The organism is Streptomyces diversicolor (genome assembly GCF_057537855.1).
The window spans coordinates 40,027-64,793 of sequence record NZ_BAAJXA010000009.1 but is presented as its reverse complement, the minus strand read 5'-3'; the positions used below and the strand labels follow the sequence as shown (position 1 = coordinate 64,793).

At 73.2% G+C, this 24,767-nt stretch carries 22 protein-coding genes and 1 pseudogene; 20 read left to right on the top strand and 3 right to left on the bottom strand.

Annotated elements, in window-relative coordinates; all coding sequences use genetic code 11:
* The first annotated feature begins 33 nt into the window (after positions 1-33).
* From gmk to AC27LF_RS12700, 5 genes are all read left to right on the top strand, one after another.
* Complete coding sequence (gene gmk / locus AC27LF_RS12720) at positions 34-591, top strand: guanylate kinase (protein ID WP_479656428.1); 558 nt, start codon at positions 34-36, stop codon at positions 589-591.
* A 38-nt stretch (positions 592-629) separates the two neighbouring features.
* Positions 630-902, top strand: a complete 273-nt coding sequence (rpoZ, locus tag AC27LF_RS12715) for a DNA-directed RNA polymerase subunit omega (protein WP_005319902.1) — start codon at positions 630-632, stop codon at positions 900-902.
* A gap of 177 nt (positions 903-1,079) precedes the next feature.
* Positions 1,080-2,282 carry a bifunctional phosphopantothenoylcysteine decarboxylase/phosphopantothenate--cysteine ligase CoaBC gene (gene coaBC / locus AC27LF_RS12710; RefSeq protein WP_479656427.1) on the top strand — a complete coding sequence of 401 codons (1,203 nt, stop codon included), beginning with the start codon at positions 1,080-1,082 and terminating at the stop codon, positions 2,280-2,282.
* A gap of 273 nt (positions 2,283-2,555) precedes the next feature.
* The gene (gene metK / locus AC27LF_RS12705) at positions 2,556-3,779 is read left to right on the top strand and encodes a methionine adenosyltransferase (RefSeq protein WP_479656426.1); all 1,224 of its coding nucleotides are present in this window, start codon (positions 2,556-2,558) and stop codon (positions 3,777-3,779) included.
* A gap of 156 nt (positions 3,780-3,935) precedes the next feature.
* Positions 3,936-6,083: a primosomal protein N' gene (locus AC27LF_RS12700; RefSeq protein WP_479656425.1), complete on the top strand. Its 2,148-nt coding sequence runs from the start codon at positions 3,936-3,938 to the stop codon at positions 6,081-6,083.
* 272 nt (positions 6,084-6,355) lie between these two features.
* Here AC27LF_RS12700 and AC27LF_RS12695 read toward each other — a convergent pair whose 3' ends face one another.
* A complete protein-coding gene (locus AC27LF_RS12695) occupies positions 6,356-6,898 on the bottom strand; it encodes a hypothetical protein (RefSeq protein ID WP_479656424.1) in 543 nt (180 codons plus the stop codon).
* Positions 6,899-7,173: 275 nt separating this feature from the next.
* Between AC27LF_RS12695 and fmt the strand changes: the two genes are divergently transcribed.
* The 8 genes from fmt (at position 7,174) to AC27LF_RS12655 (ending at position 14,829) form a co-directional block, all read left to right on the top strand.
* A complete protein-coding gene (fmt, locus tag AC27LF_RS12690) occupies positions 7,174-8,106 on the top strand; it encodes a methionyl-tRNA formyltransferase (protein ID WP_479656423.1) in 933 nt (310 codons plus the stop codon).
* An 80-nt stretch (positions 8,107-8,186) separates the two neighbouring features.
* Positions 8,187-9,605 carry an RsmB/NOP family class I SAM-dependent RNA methyltransferase gene (locus tag AC27LF_RS12685; protein ID WP_479656422.1) on the top strand — a complete coding sequence of 473 codons (1,419 nt, stop codon included), beginning with the start codon at positions 8,187-8,189 and terminating at the stop codon, positions 9,603-9,605.
* A gap of 413 nt (positions 9,606-10,018) precedes the next feature.
* Entirely contained in the window at positions 10,019-10,705 is a 687-nt protein-coding gene (rpe, locus tag AC27LF_RS12680) for a ribulose-phosphate 3-epimerase (RefSeq protein WP_479656421.1), read from the top strand.
* A 78-nt stretch (positions 10,706-10,783) separates the two neighbouring features.
* Positions 10,784-11,821 (top strand): sugar-binding transcriptional regulator, encoded by a 1,038-nt coding sequence (locus AC27LF_RS12675; protein ID WP_479656420.1) that lies wholly within the window; start codon positions 10,784-10,786, stop codon positions 11,819-11,821.
* A 50-nt stretch (positions 11,822-11,871) separates the two neighbouring features.
* Positions 11,872-12,273, top strand: a complete 402-nt coding sequence (locus AC27LF_RS12670; protein ID WP_479656419.1) for a guanyl-specific ribonuclease — start codon at positions 11,872-11,874, stop codon at positions 12,271-12,273.
* On the top strand, positions 12,270-12,578 hold the full coding sequence (locus AC27LF_RS12665; protein ID WP_404025586.1) for a barstar family protein: 309 nt from the start codon (positions 12,270-12,272) through the stop codon (positions 12,576-12,578). Before AC27LF_RS12670 ends, AC27LF_RS12665 begins: the two co-directional genes overlap by 4 nt.
* Positions 12,579-12,769: 191 nt before the next feature.
* On the top strand, positions 12,770-14,212 hold the full coding sequence (locus AC27LF_RS12660; RefSeq protein WP_479656592.1) for a GuaB1 family IMP dehydrogenase-related protein: 1,443 nt from the start codon (positions 12,770-12,772) through the stop codon (positions 14,210-14,212).
* 164 nt (positions 14,213-14,376) lie between these two features.
* Positions 14,377-14,829 (top strand): Lrp/AsnC family transcriptional regulator, encoded by a 453-nt coding sequence (locus AC27LF_RS12655; protein ID WP_479656418.1) that lies wholly within the window; start codon positions 14,377-14,379, stop codon positions 14,827-14,829.
* Between the two features lie 363 nt (positions 14,830-15,192).
* Here the strand turns inward: AC27LF_RS12655 and AC27LF_RS12650 are convergent, their stop codons facing one another.
* Entirely contained in the window at positions 15,193-15,942 is a 750-nt protein-coding gene (locus AC27LF_RS12650; protein ID WP_479656417.1) for a GntR family transcriptional regulator, read from the bottom strand.
* Positions 15,943-16,154: 212 nt separating this feature from the next.
* Here AC27LF_RS12650 and AC27LF_RS12645 point away from each other — a divergent pair, with 212 nt between their 5' ends.
* From AC27LF_RS12645 to AC27LF_RS12615, 7 genes and pseudogenes are all read left to right on the top strand, one after another.
* Complete coding sequence (locus tag AC27LF_RS12645) at positions 16,155-17,312, top strand: ABC transporter substrate-binding protein (RefSeq protein ID WP_479656416.1); 1,158 nt, start codon at positions 16,155-16,157, stop codon at positions 17,310-17,312.
* Entirely contained in the window at positions 17,309-18,208 is a 900-nt protein-coding gene (locus tag AC27LF_RS12640) for an ABC transporter permease (protein WP_479656415.1), read from the top strand. The genes AC27LF_RS12645 and AC27LF_RS12640 overlap by 4 nt, the downstream gene beginning before the upstream one ends.
* Complete coding sequence (locus tag AC27LF_RS12635) at positions 18,193-19,011, top strand: ABC transporter permease (RefSeq protein ID WP_479656414.1); 819 nt, start codon at positions 18,193-18,195, stop codon at positions 19,009-19,011. Before AC27LF_RS12640 ends, AC27LF_RS12635 begins: the two co-directional genes overlap by 16 nt.
* Before the next feature lie 8 nt (positions 19,012-19,019).
* Positions 19,020-20,099 (top strand): ABC transporter ATP-binding protein, encoded by a 1,080-nt coding sequence (locus tag AC27LF_RS12630; protein ID WP_479656413.1) that lies wholly within the window; start codon positions 19,020-19,022, stop codon positions 20,097-20,099.
* A 14-nt stretch (positions 20,100-20,113) separates the two neighbouring features.
* Positions 20,114-20,746: pseudogene (locus tag AC27LF_RS12625) on the top strand (HAD family hydrolase); the annotation flags it as partial.
* A gap of 488 nt (positions 20,747-21,234) precedes the next feature.
* A complete protein-coding gene (locus AC27LF_RS12620; RefSeq protein ID WP_479656412.1) occupies positions 21,235-22,023 on the top strand; it encodes a carbon-nitrogen hydrolase family protein in 789 nt (262 codons plus the stop codon).
* Between the two features lie 49 nt (positions 22,024-22,072).
* On the top strand, positions 22,073-23,770 hold the full coding sequence (locus AC27LF_RS12615) for a flavin monoamine oxidase family protein (RefSeq protein WP_479656411.1): 1,698 nt from the start codon (positions 22,073-22,075) through the stop codon (positions 23,768-23,770).
* Positions 23,771-23,776: 6 nt separating this feature from the next.
* Here the strand turns inward: AC27LF_RS12615 and AC27LF_RS12610 are convergent, their stop codons facing one another.
* A complete protein-coding gene (locus tag AC27LF_RS12610; protein ID WP_479656410.1) occupies positions 23,777-24,706 on the bottom strand; it encodes an LLM class F420-dependent oxidoreductase in 930 nt (309 codons plus the stop codon).
* Positions 24,707-24,767: the final 61 nt, after the last annotated feature.

Sequence of the window (24,767 nt, the reverse complement as noted above, 5' to 3'; positions counted from 1 at the left end):
CGGGCACCCCGGGATTGCTGGAATAATCGCTGCATGAGTGAACGTCCGCGGCTGACCGTGCTCTCCGGCCCCTCCGGGGTCGGCAAGAGCACGGTCGTCGCCCATATGCGCAAGGAACACCCCGAGGTCTGGCTCTCGGTGTCGGCGACCACCCGCGAGCCCCGCCCCGGCGAGCAGCACGGCGTCCACTACTTCTTCGTCACCGATGAGGAGATGGACAAGCTGATCGCCAACGGCGAGCTGCTGGAATGGGCCGAATTCGCCGGCAACCGCTACGGCACGCCGCGTGCCGCCGTGCTGGACCGCCTGGAGGCGGGCGAGCCCGTCCTCCTGGAGATCGACCTCCAGGGCGCCCGGCAGGTCCGCGAGTCCATGCCGGAGGCCCAGCTGGTGTTCCTGGCTCCGCCCTCCTGGGAGGAGCTGGTGCGCAGGCTCACCGGACGCGGCACCGAGCCGCCCGAGGTGATCGAGCGCCGCCTTGAGGCGGCCAGGATCGAGCTGGCGGCCGAGCCGGAGTTCGACGAGACCTTGGTCAACACCTCCGTCGAGGACGTGGCGCGCGAGCTGCTAGCCTTGATGGACGTTGTGTGATTGTGTCTGATCTTTTCCCATCTTTCGGAAGGTAGAGCGTGTCCTCTTCCATCACCGCGCCCGAGGGCATCATCAACCCGCCGATCGACGAGCTGCTTGAGGCCACCGACTCGAAGTACAGCCTCGTGATCTACGCGGCCAAGCGTGCCCGTCAGATCAACGCGTACTACTCGCAGCTCGGCGAGGGCCTGCTTGAGTACGTCGGTCCGCTCGTCGACACCCATGTCCACGAGAAGCCGCTCTCGATCGCCCTGCGCGAGATCAACGCGGGTCTGCTGACCTCCGAGGCCATCGAGGGCCCGGCGCAGTAACCCGCGCGGTCAGCGGGAGCACGCGCAGTCGTACGTTCGTACGTTCAGACTGCGGTCTGCTTTTCCACAGGCCCGGCAGCACGACTGCCGGGCCTGTGGTCTGCTCGGGGGTGCGGGCAAACGCGTCCCCGCCGTTGTGCAGCATGGGGATATACGTTCCGAGTCCGGGGAGAGACGGTGGACAAGCCGAAGGTCGTTCTGGGGGTCAGCGGTGGCATCGCCGCCTACAAGGCATGTGAGCTGCTGCGCAGATTCACCGAGTCGGGCCATGACGTGCGTGTCGTCCCCACCGCCGCCGCGCTGCGCTTCGTCGGCGCCGCCACCTGGTCCGCGCTGTCCGGCAACCCCGTCGCCACCGAGGTCTGGGACGACGTCCACGAGGTCCCGCACGTCCGCATCGGCCAGCACGCCGACCTGGTGGTGGTGGCCCCCGCGACCGCCGACACGCTCGCCAAGGCCGCCCACGGCCTCGCCGACGACCTGTTGACCAACACGCTCCTGACGGCCCGCTGCCCGGTCGTCTTCGCCCCGGCCATGCACACGGAGATGTGGGAGCACCCGGCCACCCAGGAGAACGTGGCGACGCTGCGCCGCCGGGGTGCCGTCGTCATCGAGCCCGCGGTCGGGCGGCTCACCGGCGTCGACACCGGCAAGGGGCGGCTGCCCGATCCCGTGGAGATCTTCGAGGTCTGCCGGCGGGTGCTGGCCCGCGGGGTCACCGAGCCCGACCTGGCCGGCCGGCATGTCGTGGTCTCCGCCGGCGGCACCCGCGAACCCCTCGACCCGGTCCGCTTCCTCGGCAACCGCTCCTCCGGCAAGCAGGGCTACGCCCTCGCCCGCACCGCAGCCGCGCGGGGCGCCCGAGTGACCCTGGTCGCGGCGAACACCGGCCTGCCCGACCCGGCCGGGGTGGACGTCGTCCGGGTCGGCACGGCCGTCCAGCTGCGCGAGGCGGTCCTCAAGGCCGCCGCGGACGCCGACGCGGTGGTGATGGCCGCGGCCGTGGCCGACTTCCGTCCGGCCCACTACGCCACCGGGAAGATCAAGAAGAAGGACGGCCAGGAACCGGAGCCCGTCGTCCTGGTGCGCAATCCGGACGTCCTCGCGGAGATCTCGGCCGAGCGTGCGCGGCCCGGACAGGTGATCGTCGGCTTCGCCGCCGAGACCGACGACGTCCTCGCCAACGGCCGGGCGAAGCTGGCGCGCAAGGGGTGCGACCTCCTCGTGGTCAACGAGGTGGGAGAGGGGAAGACGTTCGGTTCCGAGGAGAACGAGGCCCTGGTACTGGGCGCCGACGGCAGCGAGACGCCCGTGCCGCGCGGCCCCAAGGAGGCCCTTGCCGAGGCCGTCTGGGACCTGGTGCGCGCCCGTTTGGCCTGAGGTGTTTCAGCCGTTCGACGGTTTCCGCGAACCAGACATTGTCCCGGGGAGCCTCTGGCCAATGGGGCCGGGCATTGGGCAGAATGCCCGTGCCGCAGGTCATGGCGCCCCCGACAGCCGGTGGGCGCGCCCCCGTCGAGCGAAGGCGAGAGCGGGGGAGGGTGCCCCTGCGACGGAGTGCGACCGATAAACTGTTGTCGGACGGCGCTGGGCGCAGCCCCCGCGTCGTCCGTCAATGATCAGACAGCAGCCGCTGCAACCCCAGGGAGCGTTGTGTCCCGTCGCCTGTTCACCTCGGAGTCCGTGACCGAGGGCCACCCCGACAAGATCGCTGACCAGATCAGCGACACCATTCTCGACGCGCTCCTGCGCGAGGACCCGACGTCCCGGGTCGCCGTGGAGACGCTGATCACGACCGGCCTTGTGCATGTGGCCGGCGAGGTCACGACCAAGGCGTACGCGGACATCGCGACCCTGGTCAGGGGCACGATCCTGGGGATCGGCTACGACTCCTCGAAGAAGGGCTTCGACGGCGCCTCCTGTGGTGTCTCGGTGTCGATCGGCGCACAGTCCCCGGACATCGCCCAGGGCGTGGACACGGCGTACGAGTCCCGGGTCGAGGGCGCCCTGCGCGGGGAGCAGGGAGACGAGCTGGACAGGCAGGGCGCGGGCGACCAGGGCCTGATGTTCGGCTACGCCACCGACGAGACGCCCACGCTGATGCCGCTGCCGATCTTCCTGGCGCACCGGCTGTCCAAGCGGCTGTCCGACGTGCGCAAGAACGGCACGATCCCCTATCTGCGGCCGGACGGCAAGACGCAGGTCACCATCGAGTACGACGGCGACAAGGCGGTGCGCCTGGACACGGTGGTCGTCTCCAGCCAGCACGCCTCGGACATCGACCTGGAGTCGCTGCTCGCCCCCGACATCCGTGAGTTCGTCGTCGAGCCGGAGCTGAAGACGCTCCTCGACGAGGGCATCAAGCTGGACACGGAGGGCTACCGGCTGCTGGTGAACCCGACGGGCCGGTTCGAGATCGGCGGTCCGATGGGCGACGCCGGCCTGACCGGCCGGAAGATCATCATCGACACCTACGGGGGCATGGCGCGGCACGGCGGCGGCGCGTTCTCCGGCAAGGACCCGTCCAAGGTGGACCGCTCGGCGGCGTACGCGATGCGCTGGGTGGCGAAGAACGTGGTGGCCGCGGGCCTCGCCGCCCGCTGCGAGGTCCAGGTGGCGTACGCGATCGGCAAGGCCGAGCCGGTCGGTCTTTTCGTGGAGACCTTCGGCACGCACAAGGTCGAGCCCGAGCGGATCGAGAAGGCCATCGACGAGGTCTTCGACCTGCGCCCGGCCGCCATCATTCGCGACCTCGACCTGCTCCGCCCGATCTACGCCCAGACCGCCGCCTACGGCCACTTCGGCCGTGAGCTGCCGGACTTCACCTGGGAGCGCACGGACCGCGTGGACGCCCTGCGCCAGGCCGTGGGCCTGTAGCCCCGACGACGCACGACAGCGAGGCCCGGCTTCCCGCGGGAAGCCGGGCCTCGCCGTGCCATGGCACGGGCCGCGCGCGGAAGGCCGGGGCCCGCGGCGGCCGCCGGTGCGGCGGTCAGCCGTCGGTTGTCGGTGGGATTTGGTAAGAATGCAAGCGTGAGCAGCGAGAACGGGCAGCGGCACGGCGGGGCCGACGGGGCGCCGCCGGAGCAGCTCGCGCTCATCCGGGAGAGCGTGCGCGGCGCCAAGGTGCCGCGGGCCAAGCCGCGGACCTGGCGCGGGGCCGCACTGGCCAAGGAGCTGCCCGTCGCGCGGGTACTGGTCGACAAGGGCGTGCTCCACCTGGACCGGTACTTCGACTACGCCGTGCCCGAGGAACTGGACGAGCAGGCACAGCCCGGGGTGCGGGTACGGGTGCGGTTCGGGGCCGGCCGGCACCGGGTGCGGGAGGGCCGCCGCGAGGGCGGCGGGCTCATCGACGGGTTCCTCATCGAGCGACGGGCCGCGTCCGACTACTCCGGGCCGCTGGCCGCGCTGGCCCAGGTGGTGTCCCCCGAGCCGGTGCTGAGCGAGGAGTCGCTGGGGCTCGCGCGCGCCGTCGCCGACCGGTACGCGGGCAGCCTCGCCGATGTGCTCCAGCTGGCCGTGCCACCGCGCAGCGCGCGGGCCGAGCGACGGCCGTCGCCCGAGCCGCCGCCACCGCCTGCGCCGCCCGAGGCCGGGCCATGGACCCGGTACGAGCGGGGGGCGGCGTTCATCGCTTCGCTGGCCGCGGGGGGCACGCCGCGCGCCGTGTGGAACGCGCTGCCGGGCCCGCGGTGGAGCGAGGAACTGGCCCTCGCCGTCGCCGCCACGCTCGCCTCGGGGCGCGGCGCGCTCGTCGTCGTACCGGACGGGCGTGCCGCGGCCCGGGTGGACGCCGCGCTCACCGCGCAGCTCGGCCAGGGACGGCACGCACTGCTCACCGCGGACGCCGGGCCCGAGAAGCGGTACGGGCAGTGGCTCGCCGTGCGCCGGGGGGCGGTACGGGCCGTCGTCGGGACGCGGGCCGCCATGTTCGCGCCCGTGCGCAACCTCGGGCTGCTCGCCATCTGGGACGACGGGGACGACAGCCACAGCGAGCCGCACGCCCCCCAGCCGCATGCCCGGGATGTACTCCTGCTGCGCGCCGCCCTGGACAAGTGCGCTTTCCTGCTGGGTAGTTGGAGCTGCACCGTGGAGGCGGCGCAGCTCGTCGAGAGCGGCTGGGCGCGGCCCCTTCTCGCCGGCCGGGAACAGGTGCGGCGGGCCGCCGCGCTGGTGCGGACCGTGGGCGACGGCGACCTGGCGCGGGACGAGGCCGCACGTGCCGCCCGGCTGCCGACGCTCGCCTGGCAGGCGGTCCGGGACGGACTGCGGCACGGCCCGGTACTGGTGCAGGTGCCACGGCGCGGATACGTGCCGCGCCTGGCCTGCGCGACATGCCGGGCGCCCGCCCGGTGCCGGCACTGCTCCGGGCCGCTGGAGGCGCGGGACGCGGGGGCGCTCCGGTGCGGCTGGTGCGGTCGTGAGGAGGCCGCCTGGCACTGCCCGGAGTGCGGCTCGTTCCGGCTGCGCGCGCAGGTCGTGGGGGCGCGCAGGACCGCCGAGGAACTGGGGCGGGCCTTCCCTGCGGTGCCGGTGCGCACCTCGGGGCGCGAGCAGGTGCTGGACACGGTGCCGGGGACGCCCGCGCTGGTCGTCAGCACACCGGGGGCGGAGCCGGTCGCCGAGGGCGGCTATGCGGCGGCGCTGCTGCTCGACGGCTGGGCCATGCTCGGCCGGCCGGACCTGCGCGCCGGGGAGGACGCGCTGCGGCGCTGGCTCGGGGCCGCGGCGCTGGTGCGGCCGCAGGGGGAAGGGGGCACGGTGGTGGTCGTCGCCGAGCCGACCCTGCGGCCGGTGCAGGCCCTGGTGCGGTGGGACCCGGTCGGGCACGCGGTGCGGGAGCTGGCGGAGCGGGCCGAGCTGGGGTTCCCGCCGGTCTCCCGGATGGCGGCCGTGTCGGGCCCGGTCGAGACCGTGGCCGGATTCCTGGCGACGGTCGAACTCCCACCGGACGCCCAGGTGTTGGGGCCGGTGCCGCTGCCGGTCGTGGCGGCCGGACGGCCCCGGCGTACCGGGGGGCCGCCGCCAGGGGAGCGGTGGGAACGGGCGCTGGTGCGGGTACCGCCCGGCAGCGGGTCCGCACTGGCGGCGGCCCTGAAGACGGCCCAGGCGGCACGGATGGTACGGGGTGGGGGCGAGCCGGTACGGATCCGGATCGACCCCCCGGACATCGGCTAAGCGCTCCGCTGGGTGGGCCGTGTTGGGCCGTCAGTCGTCTGCGGCGTCGTCGTGGCTGGGCGCGCCCGCGCGGCGGAGCCGCATATCGATACAGGCCCGCGTCCCATCGGGGCGGTGTCGGGCCGTCGGTTGTCTGCGAGATCGTCGTGGCTTGTCGCGCCCGCGCGGCGGAGCCGCATATCGATACAGCCCCGCGCCCCTTCGGGGGCGCCTTTTGGCTGGTCCCTCAGGTGCCCTCCCGGGGGATTGGGCGGGAGGGCGGGGGGCTGGGGTCAGCCGTTGCGGGGGGCGGGGAAGGCCGTGGGGCGGACCTCTTCGCGGAGCGTGGGGCTGCCCGCGGTCGGCTGGGTCGGCATCGAGCGGGCCGCGGGGACCGTCGGCACCGCGGGCAGGCCGGTGTTCACGTTCACCGTGCGGGTGCCCGTCGGCTCCGGCGCGTGCTCGGCCTCCGCCGCTGCCCGGGCCGCGGCCCGACGGGCGCCGTAACGGCGGTGCACCGCCTGCTTGGTGACGCCGAGGGCCGAGCCCACCGCGTCCCACGAGAAGCCCAGCGAGCGGTCGAAGTCCACGGCGGCCGTGACCAGGGTTTCCACACTGTCCCGGAGTTCCTGGGCGAGACGGACGGTCGGGGCGGGGGCACGTCCGTAGACGACGAAGCCCGTGGAGGGGCCGGAGCGGCGCGGGCGGTAGACATTGCCCAACTGGGCGGTGAGCGTACGCAGTGCGTCCACCTGCCGGCGGACCCGCTCGATGTCCCGCACCAACAAGTGCAGGCTGGCCCGGGCCTGGGCGTCGTGGGTTGCGTGGTCGGCCATGAACAAGCCTCTCGAACCGGCGTTGAAAGGAATCGGGCCGCGCTGGCGGCCCGTTGTGGTCAACTCTTTCTTGACCAACGCGTCTGCCCGCGGCTGGTCACGGTGTGGGGGCGCGTGGGCTTATGCGTACGCCGTCGGCCCACCCACACACCACCCGGACGTGGAAGTCGAGCGGAAGCCGGGCCCCGCACGCGGCCGCCCGGCCCCGGGCCGCCCCGTCGGCATAGACTGGTGCGCTGCCCGTCCGCCCCCGCCCGAGAGGCCCCCACCCGCCCATGAAGCTCGTCTTCGCCGGTACCCCCGAGGTCGCCGTTCCCGCCCTGGACGCACTCATCGCCGCCGGGCGGCACGAGGTGGCCGCCGTCGTCACGCGGCCCGACGCGCCGGCCGGGCGCGGGCGCCGGCTGGTCGCGTCCCCCGTGGCCGAGCGGGCGGAGGAGGCCGGCATCGAGGTGCTGAAGCCGGCGAAGCCACGCGACCCGGAATTCCTGGAACGGCTCCGGGAGATCGCCCCCGACTGCTGTCCCGTCGTCGCCTACGGGGCGCTGCTGCCGCGCGTGGCCCTGGACATCCCCGCCCACGGCTGGGTCAACCTGCACTTCTCGCTGCTGCCCGCCTGGCGCGGCGCCGCGCCCGTGCAGCACGCCCTCATGGCGGGCGACGAGATCACCGGCGCCTCCACCTTCCTGATCGAGGAAGGGCTCGACTCGGGCCCCGTCTACGGGACGGTCACGGAGCGGATCAGGCCCACCGACACCAGCGGCGACCTGCTCACCCGGCTCGCCTTCGCCGGTGCCGGGCTGCTCGCCGCGACCATGGACGGCATCGAGGACGGCACGCTGAAGGCCGTACCGCAGCCGACGGACGGCGTCACCGTCGCGCCGAAGATCACCGTCGAGGACGCCCGGGTCGACTGGCGCGCCCCCGCGCTGCGCGTAGACCGGGTGGTACGCGGCTGCACCCCGGCGCCGGGCGCCTGGACCACCTTCCGCGGCGAGCGGCTCAAGCTCATCCAGGTCACCCCCGTACCGGAGCGCACGGACCTCGCGCCGGGGCAGGCGGCGGTCGGCAAGAACAGCGTCCACGTGGGCACCGGCTCGTACGCCGTCGAGCTGCTGTGGGTGCAGGCCCAGGGCAAGAAGCCGATGCGGGCCGCGGACTGGGCGCGCGGCGTGCGGATCGCCGACGGGGAGACGCTGGACGGCTGACGCCCCGCCCGGCCCCGGCGCCCGCCGGGCGACGTACGCTGGGCGGGCGCACCCCATTCCACCACCGGAGCACCTTTTTCGTGAGCGAGCAGTCCCGCCGGCCCCGTCGGCCCGGCAAGCCCTACCGCCGTCCCCACAAGGACCCCGTCCGCATCCTCGCCTTCGACGCCCTGCGGGCCGTGGACGAGCGGGACGCGTACGCCAACCTCGTCCTGCCGCCGCTGCTGCGCAAGGCACGGGAGAAGGACGACTTCGACGTCCGGGACGCCGCCCTCGCCACCGAGCTGGTGTACGGGACGCTGCGCCGGCAGGGCACTTACGACGCGATCATCGCGGCCTGTGTCGACCGCCCGCTGCGCGAGGTCGACCCGCCGGTCCTCGACGTGCTCAGCCTCGGCGTGCACCAGCTCCTCGGCACCCGGATCCCGACGCACGCCGCCGTGTCCGCCTCCGTAGAGCTGGCCCGGGTCGTCCTCGGCGACGGACGGGCCAAGTTCGTCAACGCGGTGCTGCGCAAGGTCGCGCAGGACGGCCTCGACGGCTGGCTGGCCAAGGTGGCGCCGTCCTACGACGAGGACCCCGAGGACCATCTCGCGGTCGTGCACTCGCACCCGCGCTGGGTCGTCTCCGCGCTGTGGGACTCGCTCGGAGGCGGGCGGGCCGGGATCGAGGCGCTGCTGGAAGCCGACAACGAACGCCCCGAGGTGACCCTCGTCGCCCGGCCGGGCCGGGCCGACCCGCGGGAACTGCTCGGCGAGGACGCCGCCGTGCCGGGACGCTGGTCGCCGTACGCCGTGCGGCTCACCGAGGGCGGGGAGCCCGGCGCCGTCGACGCGGTACGCGAGGGCCGCGCCGGTGTGCAGGACGAGGGCAGCCAGCTGGTCGCGCTCGCACTGGCCGGCGCGCCCCTGGACGGGCCGGACCAGACATGGCTCGACGGGTGCGCGGGGCCCGGCGGCAAGGCCGCGCTGCTCGGGGCGCTGGCGGCCGAGCGCGGGGCCGTCCTGGTCGCCGCCGAGAGACAGCCGCACCGCGCCGGTCTTGTGGCCAGGGCACTGCACGGCAATCCGGGTCCTTACCAGGTCGTCGTCGCCGACGGGACCCGGCCGCCGTGGCGGGCGGGCAGCTTCGACCGGGTGCTGGTGGACGTGCCGTGCACCGGTCTGGGCGCCCTGCGCAGGCGGCCCGAGGCCCGCTGGCGGCGGCGCCCGGAGGACCTGGACGGCTTCGCGCCGTTGCAGCGGGCCCTGCTGCGCAGCGCGCTGGACTCGGTGCGGGTCGGCGGCGTCGTCGGCTACGCCACCTGCTCGCCGCATCTCGCCGAGACCCGGGCGGTCGTCGCGGACGTGCTCAAGCAGCGCCCGCACACCGAACTCATCGACGCCCGGCCGCTGCTGCCGGGGATGCCCGCGCTCGGCGAGGGCCCCGACATCCAGCTGTGGCCGCACCTGCACGGCACGGACGCCATGTACCTGGCCCTGATCCGCAGAACCGGCTGAAACACCTCGTTCGGCCAGGGTGATCGGGGCCGGTGGCCGGCCGCCTCCGGGTGCCCCGAAAGGGGCGCGGGGAACTGCGCGCTCAACCACGACGGCGCCGCGGACGAGGACTGGCAGGTGCCCCGAAAGGGGCGCGGGGAACTGCGCGCGCAACCACGACGGCGCCGCAGAGGAGGATCGGCAGCTGCCCCGCAGGGGAGCCGCGCTCAACCACGACGGCGCCGCAGAGGAGGATCGGCAGCTGCCCCGCAGGGGAGCCGCGCTCAACCACGACGGCGCCGCAGACGAGGACCGGCAGGTGCCCCGAAAGGGGCGCGGGGAACTGCGCGACCGGCCCCCACCGACCCGCAGACAAACCACAACCGAATGGACCGCCGTTACAGCCCAGCGCAGCGGCGTGGCAGGCTTGGGGCATGGCCGTGCAGATCAACCCCAGCATCCTGTCCGCCGACTTCGCCCGTCTCGCGGACGAGGCGAAGGCGGTCGAGGGCGCCGACTGGCTCCACGTCGACGTCATGGACAACCACTTCGTGCCGAACCTGACGCTCGGCGTGCCGGTCGTGGAGTCCCTGGCCCGGGCCACGGACACGCCGCTCGATTGCCATCTGATGATCGAGGACGCCGATCGCTGGGCCCCGCAGTACGTCGAGGCGGGCGCCTCCTCGGTCACCTTCCATGTCGAGGCGGCCGCCGCGCCCGTGCGGCTCGCCCGCGAGATCCGGGCCACGGGCGCCCGCGCCTCCATGGCGCTCAAGCCCGCGACGCCCATCGAGCCGTACGAGGACCTGCTCCCCGAACTCGACATGCTGTTGATCATGACGGTCGAGCCCGGCTTCGGCGGCCAGGCGTTCCTCGACATCATGCTCCCGAAGATCCGCCGCACCCGTGAGCTGATCGACAAACACGGCCTCGAACTGTGGCTCCAGGTGGACGGCGGCGTCTCGGCGGCCACGATCGAGCGGTGCGCGGACGCGGGAGCCGACGTCTTCGTGGCCGGCTCGGCCGTCTACGGGGCGCAGGACCCGGCGGCGGCGGTCCGTGCACTGCGCGCACAGGCGCAGACGGCCACCGCGAAGGCGTCCTGGGCATGCGACCACTGAGCCACAGGTACGTGAACGGCGGCCATCAGGGCCGATCAACCGCGCCGGATCTGCAAGGATGAACGGCGAATCCAGAGTGTGAACAGCAGTGAGGAGAGCGCCGTGTCGGGTATGTCGGCGGGCCGCATGCGGATGGGACCCGCTGAGCTGGTGCAGGCGGCGGCCATGGCCCGCCGCTTCTACCTTGAGGGCAAATCCAAGATCCAGATCGCGGAGGAGTTCGGCGTCAGCCGCTTCAAGGTGGCCCGGGTCCTGGAGACGGCCCTGGAACGAGATCTCGTGCGCATCGAGATCCGTGTGCCGGCCGAACTGGACGCCGATCGCTCCGACGCGCTCCGCGCCCGCTACGGCCTCAGACACGCCGTCGTGGTCGAGTCCCCGGCCGAGGCGGAGGAGACCCCGGACCCGGAGAACCTCGGGGAGGTCGCGGCCGACCTGCTCGGCGAGCTGGTCAACGAGGGAGACGTGCTGGGCTTGGCCTGGGGCCGGTCCACCATCCACATGGCCGCCGCCCTCGACCGGCTGCCGCCGTGCACGGTGGTCCAGCTGACCGGTGTGTACGACGCCGGGACCGCCGAGCGAGGTTCGGTCGAGGCCGTCCGCCGCGCCGCCCAGGTGTCCGGCGGCGACGCGCACCCCATCTACGCGCCGATGCTGCTGCCGGACGCGGCCACCGCGGCGGCGCTGCGCAACCAGACGGGGATCGCCCGGGCCTTCGAGTACTTCGACAAGGTCACGGTCGCCTGTGTCTCGATCGGCTCCTGGGAACCGGGCATCTCGACGGTGCACGACATGCTCAGCGACGAGGAGCGCGGCCACTACAACTCGCTCGGGGTCGCCGCCGAGATGTCCGCGCACCTCTTCGACGCGGAGGGCCGCCGGGTCGGCCGTGACCTGGGGGAGCGGTGCATCACCGTCAAGGCCGACCAGCTGCGCCGGGTCCCCGAGGTCGTCGCGATCGCGGGCGGGCAGCGCAAGGCGGCGGCGATCGATGCGGTGCTGCGCTCCGGTCTCGTCACCAGCCTGGTGACGGACACTTCGGCCGCGGACTACCTGATGACCGCGGGCCCCACGCCGCGCCCCGCCCTGAACCGGGCGGACCCCGACGGACCCTGACCGGTCGCGGCGGCGGAGCGATGCGGGGACGGCCGTGACAGCATCGACCCATGCTGCCGCGGTTCGTCCCCCGTGCGCTTTCGGCGCTCCTGCTCTGTCTCACCGTCCTGCTCGCGGGCTGCTCGTCGGCCCGGACCGGTGCCGCGGACGCCTCCGCGCCGCCCTGGGCGGCCGGCCTGCCCACCGTCGCCGAGTCCCGGCTGCCGGCGCAGGCCCGGCAGACCCTGGCCCTCATCGACCGGGGCGGCCCCTTCCCCTACGCCAAGGACGGCGTCGTCTTCGGCAACTTCGAGCAACGGCTGCCCCGGCACCCGCGCGGCTACTACCACGAATACACCGTGCGGACCCCGGGATCGCGGGACCGCGGCGCCCGGCGCATTGTCACGGGGCAGGGCAAGGAGGTCTACTACACCGATGACCACTACGAGTCGTTCCGGGCGGTGCTGAGATGACGACCCCGTACGTGGTGACGGTCGACCTCGGCGGCATCGCCGACAAGGCCGGGCTGATGGACCGGTCGGCGCACGCCCTGGGCCTGCCCGACTGGTTCGGCCGCAACTGGGACGCCCTCGCCGACAGCCTCGCCGATCCGTCCGTGTGGCCGACGGCGACGGCCGGCCGCGCGCTGCTCGTCGTCGTCACCGGCTGGCGGGAGTATGCCCGTGAGCGGCCCGAGGAGTGGTCCGTCGCGCAGGAGGTGTTCACCGAGGCGTCCGGGCGTGAACCGCGGCTGACCGTCGCCCTCGCTCTCGGCTGACGGCGGCCCCGTCGCGGTCGCCGCGGCGGCGCCCGGCCGGTCGTCGTCGGATCCTCCGAATCCGCCCCTGACCTGCCTGGACGATCTGCCCGGTCCGCGCATTCCGGTCGCCATGGGACAATGAAGTACGTGCTCTTCCCCTGGGCAGACCTGTCCGGGGGCCACCTCTGATCGACTGGGATGTGCAGCACGTGCGTTTCCTCAACGACATCCAGCCCGCGTACGACCTGACGTACGACGACGTGTTCATGGTGCCGAGCCGTTCCGCGGTCGGCTCGCGTCAGGGTGTGGACCTCAGCTCCCCGGACGGCACGGGCACCACGATTCCGCTGGTCGTCGCCAACATGACCGCCGTCGCGGGCCGCCGCATGGCCGAGACGGTGGCCCGGCGCGGCGGCCTGGTGGTGATCCCTCAGGACATACCGATCGACGTCGTCACGGACGTCATCACCTGGGTGAAGAGCCGCCACCTGGTCCTCGACACACCGATCGTGCTCGCCCCGCACCAGACCGTCGCCGACGCGCTGGCCCTGCTGCCGAAGCGTGCGCACAACGCCGGTGTCGTCGTCGACGAGGCCGGGCGGCCGGTCGGCGTCGTCACCGACCGGGACCTGTCCGGCGTCGACCGCTTCACCCAGCTCACCGTGGTCATGTCCCGCGACCTGCTGCTGCTCGACGCGGACATCGACCCGCGCGAGGCATTCAACACGCTGGACGCGGCCAACCGCCGCTACGCCCCGGCGGTGGACGGGGACGGCAAGCTGGCCGGGATCCTCACCCGCAAGGGCGCGCTGCGCGCCACGCTGTACACGCCGGCCACCGACGCGCACGACAGGCTGCGCGTCGCCGCCGCGGTCGGCATCAACGGCGATGTGGCGGGCAAGGCGCAGCAGTTGCTGGACGCCGGGGTCGACACACTCGTCATCGACACCGCGCACGGCCACCAGGAGTCGATGATCAGCGCGCTCAAGCTGGTGCGCGACCTCGGCCCGCGGGTCCCGGTCGTGGCGGGCAACGTCGTCTCCGCCGAGGGCGTACGGGATCTGATCGAGGCGGGCGCGGACGTCGTCAAGGTGGGCGTCGGGCCGGGCGCCATGTGCACGACCCGCATGATGACCGGCGTGGGCCGGCCGCAGTTCTCGGCCGTCCTTGAGTGTGCCGCCGAGGCGCGCAAGTACGGCAAGCACGTGTGGGCCGACGGCGGGGTCCGCCACCCGCGGGACGTGGCGATGGCGCTGGCCGCCGGCGCCTCCAACGTGATGATCGGTTCCTGGTTCGCGGGCACGTACGAGTCGCCGGGCGACCTCCAGCAGGACGCCGAGGGGCGCCTGTACAAGGAGTCCTTCGGCATGGCGTCCGCGCGCGCGGTGCGCAACCGCACCTCGGAGGAGTCGGCCTACGACCGGGCCCGCAAGGGGCTGTTCCAGGAGGGCATCTCCACCTCCCGGATGTTCCTCGACCCGGTCCGTCCGGGCGTCGAGGACCTGATCGACTCGATCATCGCGGGCGTCCGCTCGGCGTGCACCTACGCCGGGGCGGGCTCCCTTGAGGAGTTCGCCGAGAAGGCCGTCGTGGGCATCCAGAGCGCGGCCGGCTACGCCGAGGGCAAGCCCCTGCACGCCAGCTGGAACTGACCGCCGTCACCGGTGCCGTCCGCGCCGGGCTCCGGCCTGGGCGTGCGGACGGCGGCCGGGCTCGTGTTCTACTTCCGGTACGGCCATCGCCGTTCCCGTCCCGCGCCGGCGCAGGCCACCGCGGCGGCGGAGGAGGACCCGAACGAAGAAGTGAACCACGCGCAGTGCTGAACGAACTCGACGAACGCATCGTGCACGCCCTCGCCGAGGACGCCCGCCGCTCCTACGCGGACATCGGGCAGCTGGTCGGCCTGTCCGCGCCGGCCGTGAAACGGCGCGTGGACCGGCTGCGCGCCACCGGGGCCATCACCGGATTCACGGTGCGGGTGGACCCGGCGGCGCTCGGCTGGCAGACCGAGGGGTTCGTCGAGCTGTACTGCCGGCGCAACACCTCACCTGAGACCATCCAGCGGGGCCTGGAGCGCTACCAGGAGGTGGTGGCCGCGTCCACCGTCACCGGGGACGCGGACGCCGTCGTGCAGGTCTTCGCCGCCGACATGCGCCACTTCGAGCGGGTGCTGGAGCGCATCGCGGGCGAGCCGTTCGTGGAGCGGACCAAGTCCGTGCTGGTCCTGTCCCCCCTGCTCCGCCGCTTCACCTCGGGCACACCGGCCTGATCCGCCGCCGCACGGAGCGCCGGCCGGCTTCGCGGAGGGCCGGCGCGCAGGGGAGCGGCGACGGTGTCCGCAGACCACCGGCTCCCGTCACGGGACGGCGGCGACCCGGAACCCGGACATCGAGTTCTCGGCGAGCGGTCGCGGCCCGGACGCGGTGCGGTCGACGCGGCCCACCGGGCGGGCGTGACGGGCCCGCGCCGTGGCGGGTGAAGGGCCCCTCCGGGGGAGTGCCGAGTCCGTGCCGTAGTGGGGGAAAGGCCCCTCGGGGGGAGTGCCGAGTCCGCGTCGGGCGGTGTCGTGGTCCGTCGTCGCGGTCGGCGTGGGCTTGGTGGTGTGCGGCGGTGCGGGGCCGTGGGGTCCGCTTCAGTCGGGTCGGTCGGCGGTCTTGCGGGCCAGGGCGTTGTTCCCGATCGAATTGCGCACGCTGAAGCTGACGGCGTCCGAGCGGTAGCGGTCGTCCGACCACTCCACCGGACGGCCCTCGCGGGTCGTGGTCACCCGGCGGACCCGCAGCAGCGGGCTCGTCCGGCGCACGCCGAGCAGTTCCGCGTCCTGGGCGCCCGCCGCGACCGCGTCGATGACATGCTCGCCGTAGGCGAAGACCAGACCCGTGTCCTCGAACAGCCGCTGGGTGACGGACGGGCAGTCCGGCTCGATCGCCTCGACCGCCGGCGCGATCCAGTCCGCGTACACGGTCCGTTCCAGCAGGACCGGTTCGCCGTCCAGACCGCGCACCCGCAGCACATGCAACACCGGTGTCCCGGCCCGCAGCTGGAGGCGCACGGCGTCCTCCTCGGTGGCCGCGCGGCGCTCCTGCGCCACCACCTGCCCCCGCGCCTCGCGGCCCATCGCCCGCGCCCATTGGGCGAAGCTGCGCAGCTCCGCGAAGCTCTGGCTGCGGCGGCTGGCCAGGACCACCCGCCGGGCGCCCTGGCGGGAGCCGATCAGCCCCTCGGCGGTGAGGGCCGCGACGGCCTGGCGCACTGTGCCGCGCGAGACGCCGTAGCGCGCCATGAGTTCGGTCTCCGCGGGCAGCCGGCTGCCGACTGTGTACTCCTCGCGGTCGATCGCCCGTCGCAGTTCGTCGGCGATCTCCTCGTGTCGCGCGGCCATGTATCCCCTCTGCGTAGGTCGCTGTGCACAGCGTGAGCAGCCTAATCGACGCTTTGCCGTGCTGTGTGCCGGCCGGGATTGTGCAGGGAATCTCTGGTCGGGGTTTGGGCGATGTTCACGGTCAGGACATCGTCGGCGGGCGTACTGAGTGCCGACTTGTTCAGACAAGTTTTCTGTGTCACCTCACCCTCGTGCGTACTCCTGGAGAGACCGTGACCGTGTCCCTGCCGAGAACCGCCCACCTCAGCGGCTCCCTCGCCGTCGTAGCCGCGCTCGCCCTGAGCGCCTGCGGCGCCGCCCCCGACGACGCCTCCACCACCGCCGACGGCAAGAGCGCCGCCACCGCCGCCTCCGCGGCCGACTTCGGTGGCATGGACGCGCTGGTGGAGGCCGCCAAGAAGGAGGGCACGCTGAACGCCATCGCGCTGCCCCGTGACTGGGCCAACTACGGCGCCCTCATCGACGGCTTCCAGAAGAAGTACGGCATCAAGATCGCGGTGGAGAGCCCCGACGGCTCAAGCCAGGACGAGATCAACGCCGTCACCTCCCGCAAGGGACAAAAACGCGCCCCCGACGTCCTGGACCTCGGCAGCTCCTTCGCGCTCAGCGCCGCCGAGCAGGGGCTGCTCGCGCCCTACAAGGTGGCCTCGTTCGCCGACATCCCCGAGGGCCAGAAGGACGCGCAGGCCCGCTGGTACAACGACTACGGCGGCTACATCTCCATCGGCTGCGACGCCAAGCGGGTCGAGCAGTGCCCGACCACGTTCAAGGATCTGCTGAAGCCGCAGTACAAGGGCCAGGTCGCGCTCAACGGCAACCCCACCCGGTCCGGCTCGGCCTTCGGCGGCGTGTACGCGGCGGCGCTGGCGGGCGGCGGCTCCTTCGACGACATCCAGCCCGGCCTCGACTTCTTCGCCGAACTGAAGAAGAACGGCAACTACACGCCCGTCGAGTCCACGCCGGCCACCGTCGAGAAGGGCGAGACACCGATCAGCATCGACTGGGACTACCTCAACGCCGGCTACGCCGACGAGTTCCGCACCAAGGGCGTCGACTGGAAGGTCGCGGTGCCCACCGACGGAAAGTTCGCCCAGTACTACTCCCAGGCCGTCAACAAGGACGCCCCGCACCCGGCCGCCGCCCGGCTGTGGCAGGAGTACCTCTACAGCGCCGAGGGCCAGAACCTGTGGCTCAAGGGGTACGCACGCCCGGTCCTGATGGCCGCCCTGGACAAGGCCGGCACCCTCGACAAGGAGGCCGCCGCCAAGCTCCCGAGCGTCACCGGCACGCCCGCCTTCCCCACCGAGGAGCAGCAGGGCAAGGCCAAGACGGTCCTCGCCCAGGGCTGGTCGAAGGCCGTCTCCGGATGACCACCGCCCTTCCGCGCGCGGACGTGGCGCCGACCGCTTCCCCCAAGCGGCGGCGCCGCGCCCCCGGCTGGCTCGCCGTGGCCCCGCTGCTGGTCTTCACCGCCGTCGCGTTCGGTGTGCCCGCGCTGGCCATGCTGCACGGCGCCTTCACCGTCGAGGACCGGGCCACGGGCACGACGTCGTACACCGTAGAGAACCTGACCACCTCGCTCCAGGGGCCGTACCTCACCGCCCTCGCCGGCAGCGTGAAGCTGTCCGCCGTCACCGCCGTCCTCGGGGTCCTGCTCGGACTGCCGCTCGCGCAGGCGGTCGTGGCCTCCCGCTCCCCGGCGCTGCGCGACGCGGTGCTCACCGGCTCCGGCGTCCTCGCGAACTTCGGCGGCGTCCCGCTGGCCTTCGCCTTCGTCGCCACCCTCGGCAACGCCGGCGTGCTGACCCGGCACCTGGGCCTCGCGGACGCTGGCTGGAACCTCTACAGCTTCTGGGGGCTGGTGATCGTCTACCTGTACTTCCTGATCCCGCTGATGGTCCTCACCATCACCCCGGCGCTGGACGGACTGCGCTCCCAGTGGCGCGAGGCCGCCCGCAACAACGGCGCCACCGCCTTGCAGTACTGGCGGCACGTGGCCCTGCCCGTCCTCGCGCCGTCGCTGCTCGGTGCCCTCGTGCTGCTCTTCGGCAGCGCGTTCGCCGCGTACGCGACCGCCGCCGCCATGGTGGGCAGCACGGTCCCGCTGGTGACGCTGCAGATCGCCGACGCCATCTCCGGCAACGTGCTGGTCGGCCAGGAGAACGTGGCGCTCGCCCTCAGCCTCGACATGGTCCTGGTCGCGGGCCTCGTCATGGCCGTGTACCTGCCCCTGCAACGACGGAGCACCCGATGGCTCGACGCCTGAACCCCGGGCGGTGGGCCGTGCTCGGCCTCGCCGCGCTGTACTTCCTGGTGCCCCTCGCCGCGTCCGTGGTCTTCACGGTGGACGTGCCCGGGCAGGGCCTCACCGTCGACGCCTATGCGCGGCTCCTGTCCGCCGACGGCTTCGTCCCGGGCCTGCTGCTCTCGCTGGAGCTGGCCGCGGCCACCATCGCCGTCGTCCTGCTGCTGATGGTGCCCGCCCTGGTCGCCCTGCGGCTCGGCGCGCCCCGGCTGCGGCCCGTCGTCGAGGTGGTGTGCTCACTGCCACTGGTCGTGCCGCCCATCGCGTTCGTCGCCGGGATCGCCACGGTGCTCAGATGGGGACCCGAACACCTCTCCCGTACGCCGCTGTTCCAGACGTTCGTGGCCGTCCAGAACCCCGGCTTCCCGATCGTGCTCGTCCTCGCCTACGTCGTGATGGCGCTGCCGTTCGTGCACCGGGCGCTGGACGCCGGGCTGCGCGCCGTCGACGTGCGCACCCTGGTCGAGGCCGCCCGCAGCTGCGGCGCCTCCTGGCCGCAGGCCCTGCTGCGGGCCGTCCTGCCCAATCTGCGCCCGGCGCTGCTGAACGCGGCCTTCCTCACGCTGGCGCTGGTGCTCGGCGAGTTCACCGTCGCCCGGCTGCTGGGCTTCCAGCCCTTCGCGGTATGGATCTACAACGTCGGCGGCTCCCAGGCCCAGCTGTCCGTCGCCGTGTCCGTGCTCAGCCTGCTCGTCACCTGGGCCCTGCTCCTCGCGCTCGCCGGTGCCGGCGGGCGTACCCGAACCGCTTCGTCCCAGGGATGACAGACACCATGACCGCCACCACGCTGGAGAAGGCCGTCGCTCAGCGGGCCGCCACCGTCGAATTCCGCGAACTGCGCCGCGCGTTCGGGACCACCGTCGCCCTCGACGGGCTCGACCTGGCCGTTGGGCAGGGGGAGTTCCTGGCGCTGCTCGGCCCGTCCGGGTGCGGCAAGACCACCGCGCTGCGCATGCTCGCCGGGTTCGAGCAGCCGGACGCCGGCGCCGTGCTGGTGGACGGCGAGGACATCACCCGGGTGCCGGCCCACCGCCGCGACGCCGGGATGGTGTTCCAGTCGTACAGCCTCTTCCCGCACCTCAACGCCCTCGACAACGTCGCCTTCGGACTGCGCATGCGGGGCGTGCGCACCGCCGAACGGCGGGCCCGTGCCGCCGAGTTGCTGGAGCTGGTGGGCCTCGCCGACAAGGGACGGAGCTTCCCGCACCAGCTCTCCGGCGGCCAGCAGCAGCGCATCGCGCTGGCCCGGGCCCTCGCGCTGCGCCCGCGCGTGCTGCTGCTCGACGAGCCGCTGTCGGCGCTCGACGCCAAGGTGCGGCTGACGCTGCGCGAGGAGATCCGCCGGCTCCAGCGGGAACTCGGCATCACCACGCTGTTCGTGACGCACGATCAGGAGGAGGCGCTGTCCGTCGCCGACCGGGTCGCCGTGATGCGGGCCGGCCGGCTCGAACAGTGCGCGGCGCCCGCCGAGTTGTACGGACGGCCCGCCACCGCATTCGTCGCCGAGTTCGTCGGCACGATGAGCCGGATCCCGGGAACCCTCGCCGGAGACACGGTGGACGTGCTCGGTCAGCGGCTGCCCGTCGACGGGACGGCCCCGGCCGCCACCGAGGTGGACGTCCTGGTACGGCCCGAGGCCGTCCGGGTCCGCGCCGACGGGACGGGCACCGCCCGGATCGCCGCCACCGCCTTCCTGGGCGCCGTGGTCCGGGTCACCGTCAGGCTCGCCGACGGCACCGAGGCCAAGGCCGATCTGCCCGCCCACGAGGCCGCCGGGCTCGGCGCGGGAACCACCGTGCGGGTGGCGCTGCCCGAGCGTCCGGTGCTGGTGGCGGAACGTATCCAGAAGTGAGGAGAGAGACCGACGTGATCCCCCATCCCCGACTCCCGCTGAAAGCCGTCCTGTTCGACATGGACGGCACGCTCGTGGACACCGAGCGGCTGTGGTGGGAGGCGGTGGAGCGGGTCGCCAGGCGCCCGCTGACCGCGGCCGACCGGCCCGAAGTGCTCGGCCGCGCGGTCGAGCACACCGCCGGCTGGCTGGCCGCGGCGGCCGGGCGCCCGGCCGCCGGCCTCGCGGACGAACTGCACCGGGAGTTCACGGCCCGCGTCCGCACGGGCATCGTGCCCCGCCCCGGCGCCGTCGGCCTGCTCGACGCGCTCGGCCGGGCCGGCATCCCCACCGCCCTGGTCACCGCGTCCCCGCGGGCCGTGGCCGACATCGTGCTCGACGCCCTCGGACCCGGCCGGTTCGCGGTCTCCGTCACCGCCGACGACACCGGCCGCACCAAGCCCGACCCGGACCCCTACCTCGCCGCCTGCCGCGCCCTGGGCGTCGACCCGGCGGCCTGTGTGGCGGTCGAGGACACCGGCACCGGGGTCGCCTCCGCCGAGGCGGCCGGCTGCGCCGTCCTGGCCGTGCCGTCCCTCGCGCCGATCGACGCCGCACCCGGCCGCACCGTCCGCGCAAGCCTCGTCGGTCTCACCCTGGAAGACCTGAGCGACATCGCCGCGTCCCGCGTCGGCAGCGACCCGGAACCGGCGCGCTGCCGACGGCGCTGAGCAGACCCGACGAAGTCCGCTGCGGTGCGGCAGCGCGCCCCGAAGGGGCGCGGGGTTGTAGTGATGTGCGGCTCCGCCGCGCGGGCGCGCCCAGCCACGACGGTGCCGCGGACAACTGACGGCACAGTGCGGCCCATCCGGCGGAGCGCTTCGCAACACGGTGCGGCAGCGCGCCCTGAAGGGGCGCGGGGCTGTATTGATGTGCGGCTCCGCCGCGCGGGCGCGCCCAGCCACGACGGTGCCGCGGACAACTGACGGCGCAGCACGGCCCATCCAGCGGAGCGCTTCGCAACGAATCGCCGGGTGGGTCCGGATGCGCGCAATGAACCGCTCGTCGGCGCGCAACGGGTGCTTCTTGTCCGGCCCGTACGCCGACCGTACGGTCTAGGTGGCCCCCCAACCCCCCGCACCGGTGAGGATCACGCATGCGCATCGCCCTGCTCCAGAGCTCCGGCCGCCCCGGCTCCGTCGTCGAGAACCTCACGGTCCTCGACGAGGCCGCGGCCCGCGCCGCCGCCGCGGGCGCCGCGCTGCTGGCGACGCCGGAGATGTTCCTGACGGGGTACGCGATCGGCGCGGACATCGGCCGCCTCGCCGAACCCGCCGACGGCGACCGGGCCGACGCGGTCGCCGACATCGCCCGCCGGCACGGCCTCGCCATCGCCTACGGCTACCCGGAGCGCGCGGGCGCCGCCGTGCACAACTCCGCCCAGCTGATCTCCGCCGACGGCACCCGGCTCGCCGGCTACCGCAAGACCCATCTCTTCGGCCCCTTCGAGCGCGCGCACTTCACCCCCGGCGACCGGCCGGTCGTCCAGGCCCACCTGGACGGCCTCACCGTCGGCCTGCTGATCTGCTACGACGTCGAGTTCCCGGAGAACGTCCGCGCGCACGCGCTGGCCGGCACCGACCTGCTCGTCGTGCCGACGGCACAGATGCACCCCTACCAGTTCGTCGCCGAGTCGCTGGTCCCCGTGCGGGCCTTCGAGAACCAGATGTACGTCGCCTACGTCAACCGGGTCGGACCGGAGGGCGAGTTCGACTTCGTCGGGCTGTCCACGCTGGCCGGACCGGACGGCACCGCCCGCGCCCGGGCCGGCCGCACCGAGGACCTGCTCGTCGCCGACGTCGACCCCGGCTTCCTGGCGGCATCCCGCGAGGCCAACCCGTATCTGCGCGACCGCCGCCCCGGCCTGTACCGGGCCGCCCGCTGAACCTCCTTACATCTCACCCGAGTTCACCCGAGCAAGGAGTCCCCACCCCATGACGTCCACGGTGCCAGGTGCCGCCGGGCGCGCCCCTGGGCAGCAGCCGCCGATCACCATGTTCGGACCGGACTTCCCGTACGCGTACGACGACTACCTCGCCCACCCGGCGGGCCTCGGCCAGATCCCCGCGACCGAGCACGGCACCGAGGTCGCGGTCGTCGGCGGCGGCCTGTCCGGCCTGGTGACCGCCTACGAGTTGATGAAGATGGGCCTGAGGCCCGTCGTGTACGAGGCCGACCGGCTCGGCGGCCGGCTGCGCACGGTGGGCTTCGACGGCTGCGACCCGTCCCTGACGGCCGAGATGGGCGCGATGCGCTTCCCGCCGTCCTCCACGGCCCTGAAGCACTACATCGACCTGGTCGGCCTTCGCACGCGCCCCTTCCCCAACCCCCTCGCCGAGGCGACGCCGTCGACCGTCGTCGACCTCAAGGGCGAGTCGCACTACGCCGAGACGATCGACGACCTGCCGCAGGTCTACCGGGACGTCGCCGACGCCTGGCACAGGTGCCTCGAAGAGGGCGCGGACTTCTCCGCCATGAACCGGGCGATACGCGAGCGGGACGTGCCGCGCATCCGGGAGATCTGGGCACGGCTGGTGGCCGGACTCGACAACCAGACCTTCTACGGATTCCTGTGCGACTCCCCGGCGTTCCGCTCCTTCCGGCACCGGGAGATCTTCGGGCAGGTCGGCTTCGGCACCGGCGGCTGGGACACCGACTTCCCCAACTCCATCCTGGAGATCCTGCGCGTCGTCTACACCGAGGCCGACGACCACCACCGCGGCATCGTCGGCGGCTCCCAGCAACTGCCGCTGCGGCTGTGGGAGCGGGCGCCGGAGAAGATCGTGCACTGGGCCCAGGGGACCTCCCTCGCGGCGCTGCACCACGACGGTGCGCCCCGGCCCGCGGTGACCCGGCTGCACCGCACGGCGGGCGACCGGATCACGGTGACGGACGCGCACGGCGACATCCGCACCTACCGGGCGGTCGTGTTCACCGCCCAGTCCTGGATGCTGCTCTCCCAGATCGCCTGCGACGACTCGCTCTTCCCGATCGACCACTGGACGGCGATCGAGCGCACCCACTACATGGAGTCCAGCAAACTGTTCGTCCCGGTGGACCGGCCGTTCTGGCGGGACAAGGACCCGGCCACCGGCCGGGACGTGATGTCGATGACGCTCACCGACCGTATGACGCGCGGCACCTATCTGCTCGACGACGGCCCGGACCGGCCGGCCGTGATCTGCCTGTCCTACACCTGGTGCGACGACAGTCTGAAGTGGCTGCCGCTCAGCGCCCGGGAGCGGATGGAGGTCATGCTGACGTCCCTCGGCGAGATCTATCCGAACGTCGACATCCGCAGTCACATCATCGGCAACCCGGTGACGGTCTCCTGGGAGAACGAGCCCTACTTCATGGGCGCGTTCAAGGCCAACCTGCCCGGCCACTACCGCTATCAGCGGCGCCTGTTCACCCACTTCATGCAGGACCGGCTGCCTGCCGGCAAACGCGGCATCTTCCTCGCGGGCGACGACATCTCCTGGACGGCCGGCTGGGCCGAGGGCGCCGTCCAGACCGCGCTCAACGCGGTCTGGGGCGTGCTGCACCACCTCGGCGGGGCGACAGACCCCACCAACCCAGGGCCGGGCGACGTCTACGACGCGATAGCCCCGGTGGAACTCCCCGAGGAATGACCGCGCTCAGACGCCCGCGGCCCGCGCCTTCTCGTACACCTCCGCGGCGACGTCCTTGAGGTGTGCGGCGTCGCGGGCGCCGCTCTGCAGATCGACGATGATCTCCTCCGGGCCGACGGCCGCGTGGGCCACCAGGTCCTCGACGATCTGGCCGGCATCGCCCTGGAAGGGCCGGCGGTCGGCGCCGGCGTAGGGCGCGGCCGTCAGGATCGTGTTCGCCCGCAGCACCGTTCTGACGGGCTCCGTGCGGCCCCGCTCGGCCGCCAGGTCCTGCACCTGCCGCCACTGCGCGGCGAGTTGGTCGGCGCCCAGGCCCACCGGCAGCCAGCCGTCGGCGTGGTCGACCAGCCGCCGCAGCGCCCGCTTGGTGCCCGCGGCCAGCAGGATCGGGATCGGCCGGGCGGGCTTCGGCCCGACCACGGCCGAGGCGATCTTGGTGATGCCGCCCTCGTAGCGCACCGGGTCGGGGCCCCACACCGCCCGGCAGACCTCGATCAACTCGTCCAGCACCCGGCCGCGCTCCTCGAACGGCCGGATCCCGGCCGCCGCGTACTCGTCGAGGGACCAGCCCGTGCCGAAGCCGGCGAGGACCCGGCCACCGCTCGCCGCGTCCAGCGAGGCGAGGGCCTTGGCCAGTTGGAACGGCTGGTGCAGCGGCCCGACCAGCACACTGGAGCCGAGCCGGGCCCGTTCGGTGGCCGACGCCGCCAGGGTGAGCGTGACCAGCGGATCGGCGACATCGCGGTAACCGTCCGGCCAGGCAAGCCCCTCGATGCCGTACAGCCCCTGGGTGGCCGGCTCGGGGAACAGGGCCCGTTCGAAGACCCACAGGCTGTCGTAGCCGATCCCTTCGGCCGCGCGGGCCACGTCGGGTACGTCCTTGCCGATGGAGTACTGCCGCATCTGGGGAAGACCGAGACCGAGCCGGATCGCCATACCGCTGCTCCTTCGCAATCGGGTGCCTGCCGGTCAACGTACCTGCCCTGTACACAGGTTT

Coding starts and splice junctions, on each gene's coding strand:
- AC27LF_RS12665 (WP_404025586.1), top strand. CDS start 12,270: ATGACGACCCCGTACGTGGTGACGGTCGACCTCGGCGGCATCGCCGAC.
- gmk (WP_479656428.1), top strand. CDS start 34: ATGAGTGAACGTCCGCGGCTGACCGTGCTCTCCGGCCCCTCCGGGGTC.
- fmt (WP_479656423.1), top strand. CDS start 7,174: ATGAAGCTCGTCTTCGCCGGTACCCCCGAGGTCGCCGTTCCCGCCCTG.
- AC27LF_RS12670 (WP_479656419.1), top strand. CDS start 11,872: ATGCTGCCGCGGTTCGTCCCCCGTGCGCTTTCGGCGCTCCTGCTCTGT.
- AC27LF_RS12620 (WP_479656412.1), top strand. CDS start 21,235: ATGCGCATCGCCCTGCTCCAGAGCTCCGGCCGCCCCGGCTCCGTCGTC.
- AC27LF_RS12630 (WP_479656413.1), top strand. CDS start 19,020: ATGACCGCCACCACGCTGGAGAAGGCCGTCGCTCAGCGGGCCGCCACC.
- rpe (WP_479656421.1), top strand. CDS start 10,019: ATGGCCGTGCAGATCAACCCCAGCATCCTGTCCGCCGACTTCGCCCGT.
- AC27LF_RS12635 (WP_479656414.1), top strand. CDS start 18,193: ATGGCTCGACGCCTGAACCCCGGGCGGTGGGCCGTGCTCGGCCTCGCC.
- AC27LF_RS12650 (WP_479656417.1), bottom strand. CDS start 15,942: ATGGCCGCGCGACACGAGGAGATCGCCGACGAACTGCGACGGGCGATC.
- AC27LF_RS12610 (WP_479656410.1), bottom strand. CDS start 24,706: ATGGCGATCCGGCTCGGTCTCGGTCTTCCCCAGATGCGGCAGTACTCC.
- AC27LF_RS12615 (WP_479656411.1), top strand. CDS start 22,073: ATGACGTCCACGGTGCCAGGTGCCGCCGGGCGCGCCCCTGGGCAGCAG.
- AC27LF_RS12695 (WP_479656424.1), bottom strand. CDS start 6,898: ATGGCCGACCACGCAACCCACGACGCCCAGGCCCGGGCCAGCCTGCAC.
- AC27LF_RS12640 (WP_479656415.1), top strand. CDS start 17,309: ATGACCACCGCCCTTCCGCGCGCGGACGTGGCGCCGACCGCTTCCCCC.